This window comes from Tsuneonella sp. HG094 (assembly GCF_053819285.1).
Window position 1 is genome coordinate 1,345,810 of sequence record NZ_JBSORA010000001.1, and the last position, 17,170, is coordinate 1,362,979.

General features: G+C 65.0%; 18 protein-coding genes. 5 read left to right on the top strand and 13 right to left on the bottom strand.

Annotated elements, in window-relative coordinates; genetic code table 11:
- Positions 1-2 precede the first annotated feature (2 nt).
- The gene (locus ACWPMX_RS06720) at positions 3-623 is read right to left on the bottom strand and encodes a DedA family protein (protein WP_455699266.1); all 621 of its coding nucleotides are present in this window, start codon (positions 621-623) and stop codon (positions 3-5) included.
- Positions 624-702: 79 nt separating this feature from the next.
- Here ACWPMX_RS06720 and ACWPMX_RS06725 point away from each other — a divergent pair, with 79 nt between their 5' ends.
- Positions 703-2,142: an AMP nucleosidase gene (locus tag ACWPMX_RS06725; protein WP_455700743.1), complete on the top strand. Its 1,440-nt coding sequence runs from the start codon at positions 703-705 to the stop codon at positions 2,140-2,142.
- A gap of 36 nt (positions 2,143-2,178) precedes the next feature.
- Here the strand turns inward: ACWPMX_RS06725 and ACWPMX_RS06730 are convergent, their stop codons facing one another.
- The 4 genes from ACWPMX_RS06730 to ACWPMX_RS06745 form a co-directional block, all read right to left on the bottom strand.
- Positions 2,179-2,661 (bottom strand): YbjN domain-containing protein, encoded by a 483-nt coding sequence (locus ACWPMX_RS06730; RefSeq protein ID WP_455699267.1) that lies wholly within the window; start codon positions 2,659-2,661, stop codon positions 2,179-2,181.
- Positions 2,662-2,756: 95 nt separating this feature from the next.
- Positions 2,757-4,580: a M2 family metallopeptidase gene (locus tag ACWPMX_RS06735; protein WP_455699268.1), complete on the bottom strand. Its 1,824-nt coding sequence runs from the start codon at positions 4,578-4,580 to the stop codon at positions 2,757-2,759.
- Between the two features lie 74 nt (positions 4,581-4,654).
- Positions 4,655-5,410: an alpha/beta fold hydrolase gene (locus ACWPMX_RS06740; RefSeq protein ID WP_455699269.1), complete on the bottom strand. Its 756-nt coding sequence runs from the start codon at positions 5,408-5,410 to the stop codon at positions 4,655-4,657.
- Positions 5,407-5,856, bottom strand: a complete 450-nt coding sequence (locus ACWPMX_RS06745) for a GFA family protein (protein WP_455699270.1) — start codon at positions 5,854-5,856, stop codon at positions 5,407-5,409. Before ACWPMX_RS06745 ends, ACWPMX_RS06740 begins: the two co-directional genes overlap by 4 nt.
- 78 nt (positions 5,857-5,934) lie before the next feature.
- Here ACWPMX_RS06745 and ACWPMX_RS06750 point away from each other — a divergent pair, with 78 nt between their 5' ends.
- The 3 genes from ACWPMX_RS06750 to ACWPMX_RS06760 are packed head-to-tail and all read left to right on the top strand — an operon-like array spanning position 5,935 to position 9,038.
- Entirely contained in the window at positions 5,935-6,378 is a 444-nt protein-coding gene (locus tag ACWPMX_RS06750; protein WP_455699271.1) for a MarR family winged helix-turn-helix transcriptional regulator, read from the top strand.
- Positions 6,371-7,447, top strand: coding sequence for an HlyD family secretion protein (locus ACWPMX_RS06755; RefSeq protein ID WP_455699272.1), 1,077 nt, complete (start codon positions 6,371-6,373; stop codon positions 7,445-7,447). The genes ACWPMX_RS06750 and ACWPMX_RS06755 overlap by 8 nt, the downstream gene beginning before the upstream one ends.
- Before the next feature lie 4 nt (positions 7,448-7,451).
- Positions 7,452-9,038: a DHA2 family efflux MFS transporter permease subunit gene (locus ACWPMX_RS06760; protein ID WP_455699273.1), complete on the top strand. Its 1,587-nt coding sequence runs from the start codon at positions 7,452-7,454 to the stop codon at positions 9,036-9,038.
- A gap of 12 nt (positions 9,039-9,050) precedes the next feature.
- Here the strand turns inward: ACWPMX_RS06760 and ACWPMX_RS06765 are convergent, their stop codons facing one another.
- The 5 genes from ACWPMX_RS06765 to trmD form a co-directional block, all read right to left on the bottom strand.
- Positions 9,051-9,656: a hypothetical protein gene (locus tag ACWPMX_RS06765; RefSeq protein WP_455699274.1), complete on the bottom strand. Its 606-nt coding sequence runs from the start codon at positions 9,654-9,656 to the stop codon at positions 9,051-9,053.
- Positions 9,657-9,658: 2 nt separating this feature from the next.
- On the bottom strand, positions 9,659-10,684 hold the full coding sequence (locus ACWPMX_RS06770; RefSeq protein WP_455699275.1) for an aspartate-semialdehyde dehydrogenase: 1,026 nt from the start codon (positions 10,682-10,684) through the stop codon (positions 9,659-9,661).
- Positions 10,685-11,021: 337 nt separating this feature from the next.
- Positions 11,022-12,356 carry a DUF418 domain-containing protein gene (locus tag ACWPMX_RS06775; RefSeq protein ID WP_455699276.1) on the bottom strand — a complete coding sequence of 445 codons (1,335 nt, stop codon included), beginning with the start codon at positions 12,354-12,356 and terminating at the stop codon, positions 11,022-11,024.
- Positions 12,357-12,497: 141 nt separating this feature from the next.
- Positions 12,498-12,875, bottom strand: a complete 378-nt coding sequence (gene rplS, locus ACWPMX_RS06780; protein WP_455699277.1) for a 50S ribosomal protein L19 — start codon at positions 12,873-12,875, stop codon at positions 12,498-12,500.
- A complete protein-coding gene (trmD, locus tag ACWPMX_RS06785; RefSeq protein WP_455699278.1) occupies positions 12,872-13,612 on the bottom strand; it encodes a tRNA (guanosine(37)-N1)-methyltransferase TrmD in 741 nt (246 codons plus the stop codon). Before trmD ends, rplS begins: the two co-directional genes overlap by 4 nt.
- 37 nt (positions 13,613-13,649) lie before the next feature.
- On the opposite strand from trmD, the gene ACWPMX_RS06790 reads away from it, so the two are divergent.
- Positions 13,650-14,582, top strand: a complete 933-nt coding sequence (locus tag ACWPMX_RS06790; RefSeq protein WP_455699279.1) for an NAD(P)/FAD-dependent oxidoreductase — start codon at positions 13,650-13,652, stop codon at positions 14,580-14,582.
- Here ACWPMX_RS06790 and rimM read toward each other — a convergent pair.
- From rimM to ffh, 3 genes are read right to left on the bottom strand one after another with little or no spacing between them, the layout of a single operon-like run.
- The gene (gene rimM / locus ACWPMX_RS06795) at positions 14,572-15,054 is read right to left on the bottom strand and encodes a ribosome maturation factor RimM (protein ID WP_455699280.1); all 483 of its coding nucleotides are present in this window, start codon (positions 15,052-15,054) and stop codon (positions 14,572-14,574) included. The two genes, ACWPMX_RS06790 and rimM, sit on opposite strands and share 11 nt — an antisense overlap.
- Positions 15,055-15,060: 6 nt before the next feature.
- Positions 15,061-15,654, bottom strand: coding sequence for a 30S ribosomal protein S16 (rpsP, locus tag ACWPMX_RS06800; RefSeq protein ID WP_455699281.1), 594 nt, complete (start codon positions 15,652-15,654; stop codon positions 15,061-15,063).
- Positions 15,655-15,687: 33 nt separating this feature from the next.
- Positions 15,688-17,166 (bottom strand): signal recognition particle protein, encoded by a 1,479-nt coding sequence (ffh, locus tag ACWPMX_RS06805; protein ID WP_455699282.1) that lies wholly within the window; start codon positions 17,164-17,166, stop codon positions 15,688-15,690.
- Positions 17,167-17,170 lie beyond the last annotated feature (4 nt).

Here is a 17,170-nt window from a genome sequence, read left to right on the forward strand (position 1 = left end):
GGCTACTCGGCGGGAAGCTCCCGCTCGTGCCGCGGCTTCCAGGTGGCGACACGCCAGATGTATCCGGCAAGGCCGAGGGCAATCAGGCCGAGAATCGTCCAGCCCATTACCACCTCGTACTCGCCGAGGAACCGCGCGAGCACGGTCCCACCCAGGATCAGCAGCGCGTTCCACACGATCGACCCGAGCGTGGTGAACAGCAGGAACTTGCCGACGGGCATGTGCGCAAGGCCCGCGGGAAGAGAAATCATCGTGCGCATGAACGGCGAGAAGCGCAGAAACAGCACGACCCACTGGCCATGACTGTGGAAGAACCGGCTCGCCTTTTCGACATGCTCCCAGTCGATCGTGAGCCAGCGGCACCACCGGTCGATGAACGGCCTGGTGCGCTCGTAACCCCAGTGATCGCCGAGCCAGTACCAGGCATAGTTGCCCGCTACGGTCCCCGCCGTACCCACCGCAAGGAGCGGCCAGAAGTCCATCTGTCCCCGCGAAACCAGCACGCCGCCGACGCCCATGATCACTTCGCTCGGCAACGGCGGGAAGATGTTCTCCAGCGCCATCAGCAGGAAAATGCCGACGTAGCCGCCTTGCGCGATGGCGTTGATGATGAACTGGTCCATGATCCGCTCAACGACCGAGGAGGAAAAGGGTTCGCGGGCCGTCTTTGCCTTGTCGCAAGCGGCGCGCTATCTGCCGTCGATGGAATCGGTTGAAACTATCCTCGCCCAGCTCACGGAGCACTACGACCGCGCGGTTCAGAACCTGCGCGACGATATCGTCGCCTTCGCCCGCGACGGGAAACTGCCTGCGGCCTCGCGCCGGATCGACGGCAGCTATGCCTATCCCGAACTGGTGATCCGCTATGGCGGAGAGGCTCCTGCGAGCCCGCACGGTCTTGCTTACGGGCGGCTCAACGCGCCGGGCACTTACGCGACGACAGTGACGCGCCCGGCGCTGTTCGCTTCGTACCTGACCGAGCAGCTCGAACTGATCGCGGCCGATTACCCGGTCGAGGTGGAAGTGCGCGCTTCCCGGCAGGAAATCCCGTTTCCCTACGTACTCGACGGCACCGCCGGGGCGGACCTTGCGGGCATCGCGCCGCAGGTCCTTGCGCGGCATTTCCCGGCAACCGAACTCGCGCTTATCGGCGACGAGCTGGCCGACGGGATCGAACTCGGCGGGCCCGACGATCCTATCCCCCTGTCGCTGTTCGACGGCCTGCGGACCGACTTCAGCCTTGCGCGGCTCGCCCACTACACGGGCACAAGTCCTGAACACTTCCAGCGCTTCATCCTGTTCACGAACTATCACCGGTATGTCGATGAATTCGTTGACTGGGCGGCCGAGCAGCTCGGCGGCAACGCATTCAGCGCGCTGGCCGGCGCGGGTGGGTTGTATCTGACCGAACCGCGCGGCAACGCGCGGATGCAGCTTTCGGATACCGCGTGGCGGCGGCACCAGATGCCCGCCTATCACCTGGTCGGCGAGAACCGAAGCGGCATCACGTTGGTGAACATCGGGGTCGGTCCTTCCAACGCCAAGACGATCACCGACCACCTCGCCGTCCTGCGGCCCGAGGCGTGGCTGATGATCGGCCACTGTGGCGGCCTGCGCCCGAGCCAGAAGATCGGCGACTACGTCCTCGCCCACGCCTACCTGCGCGACGATCACGTGCTGGACCCGGTCCTGCCGCCCGAAATCCCCCTTCCCGCGATCGCCGAGGTCCAGCAGGCGCTCTACAGCGCGGCGGAGGAAGTATCCGGGACGCAGGGCGCCGACCTCAAGCAGCGGATGCGCACCGGCACCGTGGTCACCACCGACGATCGCAACTGGGAACTGCAGTACACCAAGTCGGCGCACCGCATGTCGTTGAGCCGTGCGGTCGGGGTCGACATGGAGAGCGCGACGATCGCGGGCCAGGGCTATCGCTTCCGCGTACCCTACGGCACACTGCTCTGCGTCAGCGACAAGCCGCTCCACGGCGAGATCAAGATGCCCGGCCAGGCAAACAAGTTCTACGAGGAAGCGATCGCCGCGCACTTGCAGATCGGCGTCGCAGCGTGTCGGCGACTCAAGGAGGAAGGCGAGCGCCTCCACTCCCGCAAGCTGCGCGCGTTCAACGAACCGCCGTTTCGCTAATCGGCCGAACAGGCGGATTGCGCTGAAGCCATCGAGCTATTTTCGCTCGTCCGCGAAGACGGCGTCGGCAATGGTAGAAAGTTTATCGACATAGGCCTTCACCGCTGTGGTGAAGACGTCTTTCGGGATGCCGCTGCCCGTGAAGAGGTCGAAATTGACCCACGGGTCGCCATCCTTGTCGAGCCACATCGCCGTGTAGCGGTATTTGGTGACGACCTCGTTGAGGGTGGTCAGCGGCAGCGGATTCTTGCGATCGAAGCCCGATCGAAGCTGCACCGATTCGCAGCGGTCGTGCGTAGCTTCGTCGCATCCGTAGAAATACACAGCACCCGTGTATCCACCCCACTCGGTATTGATGATCGGATCGCCGTAATCGTCGACGTCGATCGTGGCCTTGTATCCTGCATCGGCGGTCGCTACGCCGCCCGGGTTGTAGGCGGTGACAGTGTCGGCCGCGGTCGCCGGAGCTGCAAGAACAGCTCCAGCCACCATGAGTGGACCCAGAATACCTGCGCGCATCGAATGTAGTCCCCCTTCTCGAATCGAAAGCCGATCCGGCGTCCGAATTCCTCAGGAGATTCATCGACGCGCGCAAGTGCGCTTTTTGCAAAGGCTTACCAGCCGCTGGGCTTGCCCTTGTTCTTCTGGTCGAGCCACTTCTTGAGCGGGGCGAAGTAGTCGAGCATCGGCTTGGCGCTCATCTCGCGGGTGCCGGTGAACGCCTGCAGCGCTTCGGGCCAAGGCTTCGACGCGCCCATTTCCAGCATCGCATTCAGCTTAGCGCCGACTTCCTTGTTGCCATAGAACGAGCAGCGGTGGAGCGGCCCCTTCCATCCGGCCTGCTTGCAAGCCGCCTGGTAGAACTGGAATTGCAGGATCCGCGCGAGGAAGTAGCGCGTGTACGGCGTGTTGCCGGGAATGTGATACTTCGCACCCGGGTCGAACGCGTTCGCGGGCCGATCGACCGGCGGAACGATGCCCTGGTACTGCTTCTTCAGGTCCACCCACGCGCTGTTGTAGGTCGCCGGCGTGATCGTGCCATCGAACACGCCCCAGCGCCACTTGTCGACCAGCAGGCCGAACGGCAGGAACGCGACCTTGTCCATCGCCTGGCGCAGCAGCAGGCCGGTGTCCTTGTCGGCACTCGGAACCTTGCTCTTGTCGAGCAGGCCGATGTCCACGAGGTACTGAGGGGTGATCGACAGCGCCACGAAGTCGCCGATCGCCTCGTGGAAGCCGTCGTTCGCGCCGTTTAGATACGCGAACGGCTGGTCCTTGTAGGCGCGCTGGTAGTAGTTGTGGCCGAGCTCGTGGTGGATGGTCACGAAGTCGTCCGAATTGACCTTCGTGCACATCTTGATGCGGATGTCGTCCTTGTTGTCGATGTCCCACGCGCTCGCGTGGCACACGACTTCGCGGTCGGCCGGCTTCACGAACATGCTGCGCTGCCAGAACGTCTGCGGCAGCGGTGCCATGCCGAGCGAGGAGTAGAAGCCCTCGCCGATCTTGACCATGTCGAGCGGGGTCTTGTTCTGCGCGGTCAGCAGTTCGCCGATGTCATAGCCGAGGTCGCCCGAGCCTGCCGGCGCGACGAGCGGGTAGATATTGCCCCATTCCTGCGCCCACATGTTGCCGAGCAGGTCGGCGCGGATGGCGCCGGTCTTGGGCTGCACCGCATCGCCGTACTTCTCGTTGAGCTTCCAGCGCACGTAGGTGTGCAGCGCCTGGTACAGCGGCTTGGTCTCGTTCCACAGCCGCTCCGTCATCGCCTGGAAATCGGCGGGGCTCATGTCGTAGCCCGAGCGCCACATCGCGCCGGTGTCGGCAAAGCCGAGTTCCTTCGCGCCCTCGTTGGCGATGGTCACCATGCGGGCGTAATCGTCCTTCATCGGCGCGCCGACGTTGGTGTGCCAACTCGCCCACATCTCGCTGAGTTCGGCGGGTGTCCGCTCGGGATTGCCCATCTCGGCCTCGATGTCCGAGCCGTTGATTTCCTTGCCGTTCAGGGTGCCTTTGCCCTTGCCGTACTGGCTTTGCAGGCTGGTCGCGATCGTATTCAGTTCGGTCGCGGCACCCGGCGTGGTAGGGGCAGGCAGCACGAGCCCATTGCGCATGATGTCGAGCTTGCGCTTCACGTCTGCGTCGAGGCCCGGAAGCGCAGCGAACTTCGCCGCCTCGAGCGCATACTTCACCGTCTTTTCGGTTCCCACCGCGTTGATCCGCGCAGCCATCGCGTCGGTATCCTCGGTGATGTTCGTGGCGTTAACCCAGTTCACCTGGCTCGCCTCAACCGTATAATCGAACAGGTCCTTCTCCGCCGCGGCGACGAACTGCGCCGCACCTTCGGCGGTCTGCGGATAAGTGACTTCGTTGTGGGCGAAGGCGGGAGCGGCGAGCGCGACGGCAAGCGCGGTCAGCGCAACGGATGCGAACTTCATGGCGGAACTCTCCTGGAGCGAATGGCAACCTGTTGGTTTCAGCTGTTACCGCCCTAACCTGTGCCTCGGCTTAATCAACCCGACAGGAAGCTAACCAGCGCATCGCCCAGCGCGCCTTCGGTGACCGAGCCCATGTGGGTGCCCGGGATAACCTCGTGGCGCGCATCGGGTAGCGCCTCCGCCAGCGCGACGGGATCGCCGTTGTCCCGGTCTTCGGCGCCGCAGAGGACGAGCGTCGGCATGGCGATCTTCTCGAGATCGGCCGGCTCGGTATCGCCCACCGACTGGAGCAGCAGTCGCGCCGCCACGCGGTCGATCTTCTGCGTCTTCATGAAGGCGACCGCCATGAACGCGGGATCGCCGTGCTTCACCGAATCGAACCGGTCGATGGCGTCGAGGAAGAAGGCGGAGCGCCGATTCCAGCCCGCGAGCCCCTCGAGACCCATGCCGGCGAGCACCAGACGCCGCGGCTCCAGACCCGCGATTACGGAACGCGCCGCCGTCCGTGCGCCGAGCGAAAAGCCGACGAGGTCGTAATCGACGAGCCCCAGTTGCTCGACGAGCGCGAAGGTGTCGCGCACCAGTACATCGGTGGGGTAGGCTGCCGCTTCGTGCGGCTTGGCGCTGGCACCGTGCGCGCGCAGATCGGGCATGATCGCCTCAAACCCGGCGTCCACCAGTTTCTGCGCATGACCGAACCTGATCCAGTTCGTGTTCGCTTCCGAAAATAGGCCGTGAAGGAGGAGAACCGGCCGTCCCGCTCCGATCCGGTGGACAGCCAGCGGCGCGCCGTCGAAGCCTTCGAGGGTTTCGGTAGTGACGGTGCTCACTTCGGCGGCTCCGCGCCGGCGTCTTTCCACTTCTGCATTAAGGCGTCGTATTCGTCAGTCCGCATCCGCGGAAGGTCGTGAGTATCGATCCAGGCTCCATGGATCGATTCCGCGCCGAAATGATGCTTCGGCTTGAAATCCCACGGGTCGTCATAGCTGCCCACGGTCAGGTCCATGTTCGGGCCATCGTCGGCAAACTGGAAGCCCAGCGGCGTACCGCACTGCGAGCAGAACGGTCGCTTGGCGATGGGTGACGAAGCATACCAGTCGGGCTCGCGCTCCCATTGGCACTCCGAACGCTTGACCCCGACGAAGGCGATCGAGACGCCGCCGGTCGCGCGCTGGCACATCCGGCAGTGGCACAAATAGGCCGAGTCCGGGTCCACGGAAACGCGATAGCGTATGCGACCGCACTGGCATCCGCCGCTCTTGATCGATTCTGTCATTTCCGCCGCCTAACGCCTCGACGAAATTCCGCCAACCAGCGATTGTCTATCATGAGTGTGCTTATTATATGCGCTACTATGGACAAGATGGCACCATACCTCCTCGTCGACAGCTCGCGTCTCCTGCGCCGTGCCTTCGACGACCGTGTTCGCGCAACCGGCGCCACCTCGCCGCAGGCGCGGCTGCTGCTGATGCTGGCGCGCAATCCCGACCAGAACCAGGCGTGGTACGCCGATCGTCTGGAGATCGAGCCGATCACCTTGTGCCGCATGGTCGATCGGATGGAGGAGAGCGGTCTGGTCGAACGGCAGCAGGACCCCACCGATCGCCGCGCGCGGCGCCTACACCTGACCCCGCGCAGCCGCAGCGAAATCGAAAGCATCGAACGGGCAATCGATGGACTGACCGAGACGATGTTGAGTGGGTTTGATGACAAGGAGCAGGCTCAGCTCGCCGCCATGCTCAAGCGCATCGCCGAAAACCTTGCGGCGCCGGTAGATAAGGTCGTGGTCAATGGCTGAAGCCGATCCCATGAGCATCCCGGTCGATGCGTCCGAGCAAGAGACCGTCACCAAAGCCGCGTCTCCGCGACGTCTCGGCCGACTTGCCCTGATGATCTCGCTACCGCTTGCGCTGCTTATAGGGGGTGGTCTCTATTGGCTGAGCCTTCAGGGAAAGGTCACCACCGACAACGCCTACGTCCAGCAGGACAAGGTCTCGATCAGTGCCGAGGTCGGCGGACGGATCGTCGAAGTCGCGGTGAAGGACGGCCAGACCGTCCAGCAGGGCGATCTCCTCTTCCGCATCGATCCCGAGCCCTACCGCCTGCAGATCCAGCAGGCAGACGCCTCGATCGCGACCGCGCAGGCGAACGTGACCGCGCTCGCCAGTGCGGCCGATCTGTCGGGCGCCGATATTGCCGCCGCACGGGAGGATATCGGGTTCAACCAGGCCGCGCTCAGCCGCCAGCAGGCGTTGTGGAGCCGCGGCTTCACGACGAAAGCCGATCTCGAGGCCGCGCAGCACTCGGTCGCGGAGGCCCGCGAACACCTCAGCGCAGCCGAAGCCCGCCGAAGCGCTGCACAAGCCAAGCTCGCTACAGGCGCGCAGGTGCCGGGCGAGAACCCGCAGGTGGCCGCAGGACGCGCACAGCGTGCGCTGGCCGAACTCAACCTGCGGCGAACCGAAGTTCGCGCCCCGCTTACTGGCCGCGTGGCCCAGGCCGACCGGCTTCAGGACGGGCAGCAGATCGTCCAGGGCCTCCCCGTGGTCACGCTGGTTGCCACCGGCAGCACCTATGTCGAGGCCAATTTCAAGGAAACCGACCTTGCCGACATGGCGGTCGGGCAACCAGCCGAGGTCCGCTTCGATGCCTATCCCGGTATCGTCGTAAAGGGCCGCGTATCGTCGATCGGTGCCGGTACCGGGTCGGAGTTTTCCGTCCTGCCCGCGCAGAACGCCACCGGCAACTGGGTCAAAGTCACGCAGCGCGTACCCGTGCGCATCGCGATCGAGGGCAAGCCACCGCGTGCGATGATCGCCGGTCTCTCGACCGAAGTCACCGTGTTCACCGACGGCAAGCGCCACTAGGGCGATGGCCTCGGCCGCGATCCCGGCTGATGGCGCCGTTCCGGCAGCCGAAGCAGCGCGGACAGACCAGGCGCTGCTGCCGGTCGAGAACCATGCATTGCTGCTTGTCGGCATCATGGCTGCATCGCTCCTGCAGGTGCTCGATTCCACGATCGCCAACGTCGCGATCCCGCACATGCAGAGCGCATTGGGAGCGACCGCCGACACAATTACCTGGGTGCTGACGAGCTATATCGTCGCGAGCGCGGTCGCGATGCCGATCACCGGCTGGCTTGCCGACCGGATCGGAGCACGGCGACTGTTCATCGGATCGGTAGCCGGGTTCATCGTCGCCTCGATGCTCTGCGGCATGGCGCAGAACCTGCCCGAAATGGTGATCTTCCGCGCATTGCAGGGCGTTGCCGGCGCGTTCATTCCCGCGCTCAGCCAGAGTTTCATGCTCGATACGAGCCGACCCAGCCGCCACGCCCAGGTGATGGCGATCTGGGGCATGGGGATCATGATAGGCCCGATCCTCGGCCCGGTACTCGGCGGCTGGCTGACCGAAAGCGCCAGCTGGCGCTGGGTATTCTACGTCAACTTGCCGATCGGCGTCCTGTCGCTCGCGATCCTGATGTCGCTGCTGCCGGAGCGCGAGGCAACCCCGCGGCGCTTCGACCTGATCGGTTTCGCGCTGGTGGGGCTCGCGCTCGCCGCGTTCCAGCTCATGCTCGACCGCGGGCACCAGCTCGACTGGTTCGCGTCCAAGGAGATCTGGCTCTATGCGTTCCTGGCCGCGAGCGGTGCATGGATTGCGGTCATCCACTTCGCCACCGCGCGTCAGCCGCTGTTCGACACCGCGCTCTTCGCGGACCGGAACTTCGCGATCTCGTTGGCCTTCATGCTGGTCATCGGACTCGTGATGTTCGCCAACATGGCGCTGATGGCGCCGATGCTCCAGCACCTGTTCGGATACAGCGTGATCGATACCGGGATGGTCTTGATGCCACGCGGGATCGGCGTTCTTATCTCGATGCAGCTGGCCGGAGTTCTCGTGCGACGGGGCGCGGATGTGCGCGTGGTCGTCGGCAGCGGGTTCGCGATCGTTGCCTTGTCCCAATGGCAGATGGCGCACTGGTCGCTTGCGACCGACGCCTGGCATTTCGTCCAGTCCGGACTCATCCAAGGTCTCGGGATGGGCCTTGTCTTCATTCCGCTCAATATCGCGGCCTATGCGACCCTCGAGCCCCGCCTCCGCACCGAAGGGTCGAGCCTTCTGAACCTGATGCGCTCGCTTGGCGCCTCCATAGGCATTTCCATCACCACCATTCTGCTCGCCGCCAACATCCAGATCGGGCACGAGGAACTGGGAGGGCGCATCAGCAGCGCGGTGCTCGGGTCGCTCGATCTCACGACGATCGATCGCTACCAGACGCTGGGCGACGTGGCGCTCGGCATCGTCGATGCGGAGGTCAACCGGCAGGCGGCGATGATCGCCTATCTCAACGATTTCTATCTCATGGCCTGGTTTGCACTCGCGGCAGTGCCCCTGGTGTTGTTCCTGCGCCCCGCCGCTTCGAGCGGTCCGCCTCCGCCGATGGCGGAACACTGATCGGTCGCCGATCTAGCGGAAGAAGCAGGTCAGTCCGGCGTGGAGGCTCACGACCTTCGTTTCGCGGTCCGCGCCCGCGACGAAGCCGCCGATCCAGTTGCCGTCAGCCGCGAGATACTCGAATTCGCCGTCGAGGGTGCTTCCCTCCACGAAGCGAACGCTGCGGGTGATCCGCAGATCGCGCAGGAACGTGCCCGGGCGAATTCCGTCGGACGTAATGACGTGGGTATCCTCGCGCGCAAGCCATCCCGCGAAGTTCCCGTCCTGGAAAACGAGCCGCAATCCGGGATAGTCGGTGAACTCGAGCGGACCCTCGCCGCACTCGCCATTGGCCGAGCGCTCGCGCGCAACCCCGAGAGCAGCGTCCGCCGCTTTCTCGACTTCGGCCCGCGCAGCGCCGAATGAAAAGCGGGTGGCGCTGGCCGACGCGCGACCGAAGCCGGCTCCGCCTGCACTGAGGATCGCCTTCCCGACCACCACAGGGGCGGTTGCCGTGGCAGTGGGAGACGGTGTCGCGTTGCCCGAAGCGCTCGCAGTGACCGAAGGCTGCGGTGCCGCCGGTTCCTGTCCGCATCCGATGAGTGCGAGCGCCAGAAGCGGTACGCCGAGGCGGAGCACGGTCAGCCCTTCTTGAGGCAGCGCCGTCCGAGCAGTTCAGCAATCTGGACCGCATTGAGTGCGGCACCCTTTCGCAGGTTGTCGCTGACACACCAGATGTTGAGGCCGTTCTCGACGGTCGAGTCTTCGCGCACGCGGCTGATGAAGGTCGCTCCGTCGCCGACGCACTCAACCGGGGTGACGTATCCGCCGTCCTCGCGCTTGTCGATCAGCATGACGCCCGGCGCCTCGCGCAGGATGTCCTGTGCCTCCTGCGCCGAAATCTCGCGCTCGAATTCCAGGTTGATCGATTCCGAGTGACCGACGAAGACCGGCACGCGCACGCAGGTCGCGGTCACCTTGACCTTCGGATCGAGGATCTTCTTGGTCTCCACGACCATCTTCCACTCTTCCTTGGTCGAGCCGTCGTCGAGGAAGCTGTCGATGTGCGGGATCACGTTGAAAGCAATCTGCTTGGTGAACTTCTGGCTTTCGACCGGATCGCCGACGAATATGCCGCGGCTCTGCTGGAACAGTTCGTCCATGCCCTGTTTGCCCGCGCCGGATACCGACTGGTAGGTGCTGACCACCACGCGCTTGATGCCGGCGGCATCGTGCAGCGGCTTCAGCGCAACGACCATCTGCGCGGTCGAGCAGTTGGGGTTGGCGATGATGTTCTTCTTCGAGTAGCCGTCGATCGCGTCCGGGTTCACCTCGGGCACGATCAGCGGCACGTCGGGGTCCATGCGGTAGAAGCTGCTGTTGTCGATCACCACGCAGCCCGCCGCAGCCGCCTTGGGCGCGTATTCCTGCGCGGGGCCGCTGCCGGCGGAGAACAGCGCGATGTCCCAGCCAGCCCAGTCGAAGTGCTCGATGTTCCTGCACTTGAGCATCTTGCCGGTGTCGCCGAATTCGACCTCGGTCCCGGTCGAACGCGAACTCGCAACCGCCGCGACCTCGTCGCAGGGGAACTCGCGCTCGGCGAGCACGGCCAGCATCTCGCGGCCCACGTTGCCGGTCGCTCCGACCACCGCCACCCGGTAACCCACTTCACGTACTCCTTCGTGCACTCGGACGATTTCGAGCGGCCCCTCTACGCGCTTGCAGCAAAAGCGCAACGCAGCGTGTCCTTGGGGCACGCCAAGCCTGGTTAATTCCGGGTTGACCGGCTTTCTTGAGATTTGCCTAACAGCCGGCCGCCACACCGGTCCCACCGGCTCATGAGGCGCCGCCGAGCACCGATACGGGCCGGGTCGCAAAGGACACCCGCATCACGCGGACACAGGGGGTTTTCCGGCGTGATGCCGTGACGTCTCCTGACACAAGTCTTTCGCCCACGACTGGCGGGGCGGCTCCACTGGCCCCCCGGCGCCGCCCCGCCCGTTTTTACCCCGCTTCGACAAGCGGTTCGGCCCGCCTGCGGAACGGCTGGATCGACAGGTACGACAGGCTCCGCCACAGCCATTCGAGCGGGCCCGACACGAAGAACCGCATCCAGATATTCGCAAACACCAGCAGGAACGCGACGACCGCCGTCGCCTGCCAGGCGAGCGTGGCCCACCCCTGCGCGCCGGGGAGATGCAGGCCGATGGGCGAGAACATCACGTAGACGCCGATTACCTGCTCCATGAAATAGAGAGTGAAGGCCATCTTGCCCGCCGCCTTGAAGGGAGCAAGCAGCGAGCGTCCTGCCGCCGCCTTGACCAGCAGGTTCACCAGCGCAACGTGCCCCAGCGATACCGCAAGACGCGCGAATTCGGCGGTAATCCAGATCGTCTTCGGAATGGGAGCGAAGGCCAGCCGCTCGGTCACCCCGAGATAGCGCAGGCCCATGCCCATCCCATAGGCTACCAGCACCAGCACGAGGTATTCTCGCTCAGTCCGCTTGCCCTGGATCACGCCGAGCTTCCACAGAGCGATACCCAGCAGCATCGCGCTGAACGCCTCGAACACTCCGAACAGCAGGCCGCCCTTGCCTGTGATCATGATCCACGATTGCCACATGAAGGACGCGTAATCGAGCATCGAGCCGCTGCGGGCCTTCTTCTCGTCCTTGGCGATCTTCCGGCCGAATTCGCCGCCGGTGGCGATGTCCTTTTCCTTCTTGCGCCATTCCTTGACCGCGTCCTGCTCGGCCTTGGTCAGCTTTGTGCCGCTCGCTGCCTTGTCCTGCGCCACGGCGTAGGTCGCCTGCATCTGCGTTCGGCTCGAATATTCGAAACCGCCGCCGACCGCGCTGAAGGTCGCGAACAGAAGGCCAAGCGGTATCAGCCAGCGCACCGAGAGTGTGCGGAACGGAAACAGCAGCAACGCTGCGAGGCCGTAGATGTGGAGAATGTCGCCGGGCCACAGCAGCGCGAACACATCGAGCATGCCGAATGCGAACAACCACAGGTTTCGGCGAATGTAGAGGTCGGCGATCCCTACCGGCCCGGTCGGATCCATTGCCTTCGCCGCTGTGACCATTAGCCCCGCGCCGAAGAGAAATTCCAGCATCCCGCGCTGCGTGCCTTCCCAGGTCACCGCGATGACGCTCCACGTCGCGGCATCCGCCGGGGTCCACCCCATCTGTCGGATATCGCCGACCAGCGCCGCAATCGGGCCCGCCATGAAAGGGATGTTCATGTAAAAGATGCCGAGGATCGCTATCCCTCGCAGGATATCGAGCACATCGATCCGGTCGCGTCCGCGAACCGGCGCCAGCGTAATGCCGTCCCCCATGGTCATATCCCCCCGACCACCGAACCGGGCGCGGTCATCCCCGGTTGGTAAATGCGATCAAGCGGCAAAGTCGCGCAAGAAAAAAGGCGCCCCGGTTTCCCGGAGCGCCCTTTTCTATTCGGTTTCGACCGGACGGCTGTCTCAGCTGTCCTTGACGACCACCTGCTTGCGCTCGGCAATGCGGGCGCGCTTGCCGGTGCGGCCGCGCAGGTAATACAGCTTCGCACGGCGCACGACACCGCGACGCACCACGGTGATGCTCTCGATGTTGGGCGAGTAGAGCGGGAACACACGTTCCACGCCTTCGCCGAAGCTGATCTTGCGCACGGTGAAATTCGAACCCATGCCGCGGTTCGAACGCGCGATGCACACGCCTTCGAAGTTCTGGGTACGGGTGCGGGTGCCTTCGACGACGCGCACGCCCACGCGCAGCGTATCGCCGGCGCGGAATTCGGGGATGTCCTTGCCCTGCGACAGGGCCTCGACGGCCTCGGCCTCGAGCTGCTGGATCAGATTCACTGGTCCTGGTCCTTCGTTTCTCGCTGCGCACCAGAGGCAGGCTGGCCCCGAACGCCACTGTAGCGTTCCCAAAGGTCCGGCCTGCGTAGCCGAGTATCGTGTTCGCTCATGGACTTGCGCCATGCGGCGATCTTCGCATGATCCCCCGATCGCAGCACTTCGGGGATCGTGCGCCCTTCCCATTCATAAGGTCGGGTGAACTGCGGATATTCGAGCAGGCCTTCCTCGAAGGACTCCTCGGCTCCGCTGAGCGGGGCGCCCATTACGCCGGGAAGCAGGCGAATGCAAGCATCGAGAAGGGCCAGCGCGGCGGGCTCGCCGCCAGAGAGCACGATGTCGCCGAGCGACACCTGCTCGATCTCGGGCCGCGCCTCGAACAGGCGCTCGTCGAAACCTTCGAACCGGCCGCACAGGATGGTGACACCCGGCCCAGCCGCAAGCTCCCGGATGCGCGCCTGGTCGATCGGTTTGCCACGCGGGGTCATCGCCAGAACCGGCCGCCCTGCAGGCACGCTATCCAGAGCGGCAGCGAGCACATCGGCCTTCAGCACCATGCCTGCGCCGCCGCCGGCCGGGGTGTCGTCGACCGTGCGATGCTTGTCCGTCGCGAAGTCGCGGAGCTGCACTGCCTGAAGGCTCCAGTCCCCCCGCTCGCGCGCCCGCCCCGCGAGCGAAACGCCGAGAGGTCCGGGAAACATCTCGGGATAGAGCGTTATGACGGTGGCGGCGAAGGTCATCGGCCCGCCATGATGAAGCTGGACGGGCAAGGCAAGCATGAGCGACGTAGAACTGGACGTACCGGACGACTGCATCATCATCGGTGCCGGACCCGCGGGGCTGACCGCGGCGATCTACCTCGCCCGCTATCACCTCTCGATCCGGCTGTTCGACAGCGGCGAGAGTCGCGCGGCGTGGATCCCGACGAGCCACAACCACGCCGGCTTTCCCGACGGGATCAACGGCAAGGATCTCCTCAACCGGATGTACAAGCAGGCGCACCAGTACGGTGCGATCCGGGAAGAGAAACGCGTGACGCACCTTGCGAAGACCGGCGACCATTTTACCGTAGGAACCGACAGCGGAACCTACACCGCACGGTCCGTCCTGCTGGCGACTGGAGTGATCAATCGCCGCCCCGCGGGCTTGCCCGACGAAGTACACGACGCGGCGCTGGCTGCAGGGATGCTGCGCTATTGTCCGGTTTGCGATGGCTATGAGGTCACCGACAAGCGGGTCGCGGTCGTGGGCAGCGGGACGCATGGCACGGCTGAGGCGCTGTTCCTTCGCGGCTACACCAGCGATCTGACCCTCGTTTCGCACGATGAGTGCCACGAACTCGATCTGGAATGCATCGCCAAGCTCGATGACGCAGGGATCGTTCGCGTCGATGGCCCCTGCGGAGACTGGAAGATTGAGGGCCAGCAGTTGGCGCTGCACACGTCGCGAGGCTGGATGACCTTCGACAGCGTCTATCCAGCGCTCGGCAGCCACATCCGTTCCGAATTGGCCGAGCAGGCCGGTGCGGACACGAGCGAGGACGGCTGCGTGCTCACCGACGATCACTTCGAAACGAGCGTGCCGGGGCTGTTCGCAGCGGGCGACGTGGTGAAGGGCCTCGACCAGATCAGCAATGCTATGGGCCAGGCGGGCGTGGCATCGACCACCATCCGCAACCACTTGGCGAAGGAGCGCCCGATCAGGCGATAAAGGCGGGGTCGACTACCGCGCGGGCGGCATTCCATTCGGGCACCGCATCGGCGTTCATCGGGACCATCGCCCGCTTCCCGCTGACAAGCTCGATATCGAGCACATCGCCCGCCCCGTAGTTCTCGACCGCGACGATCATGCCCAGCATTTCACCTTCGGGCGAGACGGCGGAGAGGCCGATCAGGTCTGCGTGATAGTATTCACCCTCACCGAGCGGTGGCATCGCGTCACGCGTGACGGTGAGGACTGTGCCGCGAAGATTCTCGGCGGCTGTCCGGTCGGCAATCTCGGCGAAGCGGGCGACTGCGCCGCCCTTGCCGTCGTCCCGCACTTTCGACAGCGTGAGAGCACCGTCGTTGAAAGTCTTGTAAATCTTGAGCGATTCGACACCTTCGCCGAACAGCTTCAGGCGGACTTCGCCCGCCACCCCGTGCGCACCGGCGACGGCGGCGAGGGTGACGGGCTTGTCCATCGGGTCTTAGCCCTCGGCCTTTTCGTCCGAAGCCTCGGCAGCCGGGCCGCCCTCGGCGACTTCTTCGGCGATCGCGGCAGCGTCTTCCGAAGTGGTTTCGGCTGGGACTTCGTCGGCAACGGCTTCGGCAACAGCCTCGGCGGTCGCTTCCGACTTCACCGAACCGGTCGCATCGCTTTCGGCGGCGGCGGGCTCGGCCTCGACTTCCGGATCCGGCTCGGGGGCGGGAGCGGCGGCGGCCGCAGCGGCGGCTTCGGCAGCCTCGGCAGCCTTGGTGGCACGCTCTTCGGCGCGCTCCTTGGCGGCTTCGCCCGGCTCACCCTTCTTCGGGTTGTTGCGCGCGGCGCGCTCGCGAACGCCGGCGGCGTCGAGGAAGCGAGCGACACGGTCCGACGGCTGCGCGCCGACCGAGAGCCAATGCTTCGCACGGTCGCCGTCGATCTTCACGCGGTTCTCGTCGTCCTTGGCGAGGAGCGGGTTGTAGGTCCCGATCTGCTCGAGGAACTTGCCGTCACGGCCCGAGCGGCTGTCGGCCACCACGATCTTGTAATACGGACGCTTCTTCGCGCCACCGCGCGACAGACGAATTGCAACTGCCATTTCACTTCACCTTTCTGAAATACGAAACTGTAATCACTTCTTTTTCATCAAATCCTGGAGGTTTCCGGGGACCCCCCCGCCTCCGAGTCCGGGTAACGCAGGCGGAGCGGAACCGCCGCCGCCACCCATGCCGCCCATTCCGCCGAGCGCACCGCCGAGGCCGCCCTTTCCGAACGCCGCGGCAAGGCCCTTGAAGCCGCCCATCTTGCGGATCTGCTTCATCGCGCGGGCCATTTCCTGGTGCATCTTGAGCAGTTTGTTGACGTCCTGGACGTCGAGCCCCGCACCCGCCGCCACCCGCTTCTTGCGCTTGGCGTTCATCAGTTCGGGACGGGCGCGTTCCTTGGCCGTCATCGAGCCGATGATTGCGTCCATGTGGACGAGCACTTTGTCGTCCATGCCCGATTGGGCCATCGCCTGCTTGGCCTTCTTCATGCCCGGCATCATGCCTGCGAGCATCCCGAGGCCGCCCATGTTCTGCATCTGCTTGAGCTGCATGCGAAGGTCGTTGAGGTCGAACTGACCCTTGGCCATGCGCTTGGCCAGCGCCTCGGCCTCTTCTTCCTTGATCGCGGTGGCCGCGCGCTCGACAAGGGAGACGACGTCGCCCATGCCGAGGATGCGATCGGCCACGCGGCCGGGATGGAACGCCTCGATCGCGTCGAGCTTTTCGCCGGTGCCCGCGAACTTGATCGGCTTCCCGGTGACGTGTCGCATCGACAGCGCCGCGCCGCCGCGGGCGTCGCCGTCCATCCGGGTCAGCACAACGCCAGTCAGCGGCACCTCGCCCGAGAACGACTGCGCGACGTTGACCGCATCCTGGCCGGTCAACGAATCGACCACCAGCAGCACTTCGGTCGGCGCCGAAACGGAGGCGACCGCCTTCATCTCTTCCATCAGCGCCTGGTCGACGTGCAGGCGGCCGGCGGTGTCGAGCAACAGGACGTCGATGTTCTGCAACCGCGCCGATTCGAGCGCGCGGCGGGCGATGTCGACCGGCTGCTGGCCCTGCACGATAGGCAGGGTCGCCACGTCCACCTGCGTGCCGAGCACCGCAAGCTGCTCCTGCGCCGCGGGCCGCGCGACGTCGAGCGAGGCCATCAGGGCCTTCTTGCCGTGCTTCTCGCGGATATATTTCGCGAGCTTGGCGGTTGTGGTCGTCTTGCCCGAGCCCTGGAGGCCGACCATCATCACGACGACCGGGGGCTTCGCTGCGAGGTTCAGCCCTTCGGCAACCGCGCCGTCGCCACCGCCGAGCATCTCGACGAGCTCGTCGTGGACGATCTTGACGACCATCTGGCCCGGGGTGACCGAGCGGAGCACGTCCTGCCCGACTGCCTTCTCGGTGACCGAATCGATGAACCGGCGCGCGACCGGCAGGGCCACGTCCGCCTCGAGCAGCGCGACGCGCACTTCGCGCATGGCATCGCGCACGTCCTGCTCGCTCAGCGCGCCGCGACCGCGTAGGCGGTCGAAGACGGTGCCGAGGCGATCGGACAGGGTGTCGAACATGCGC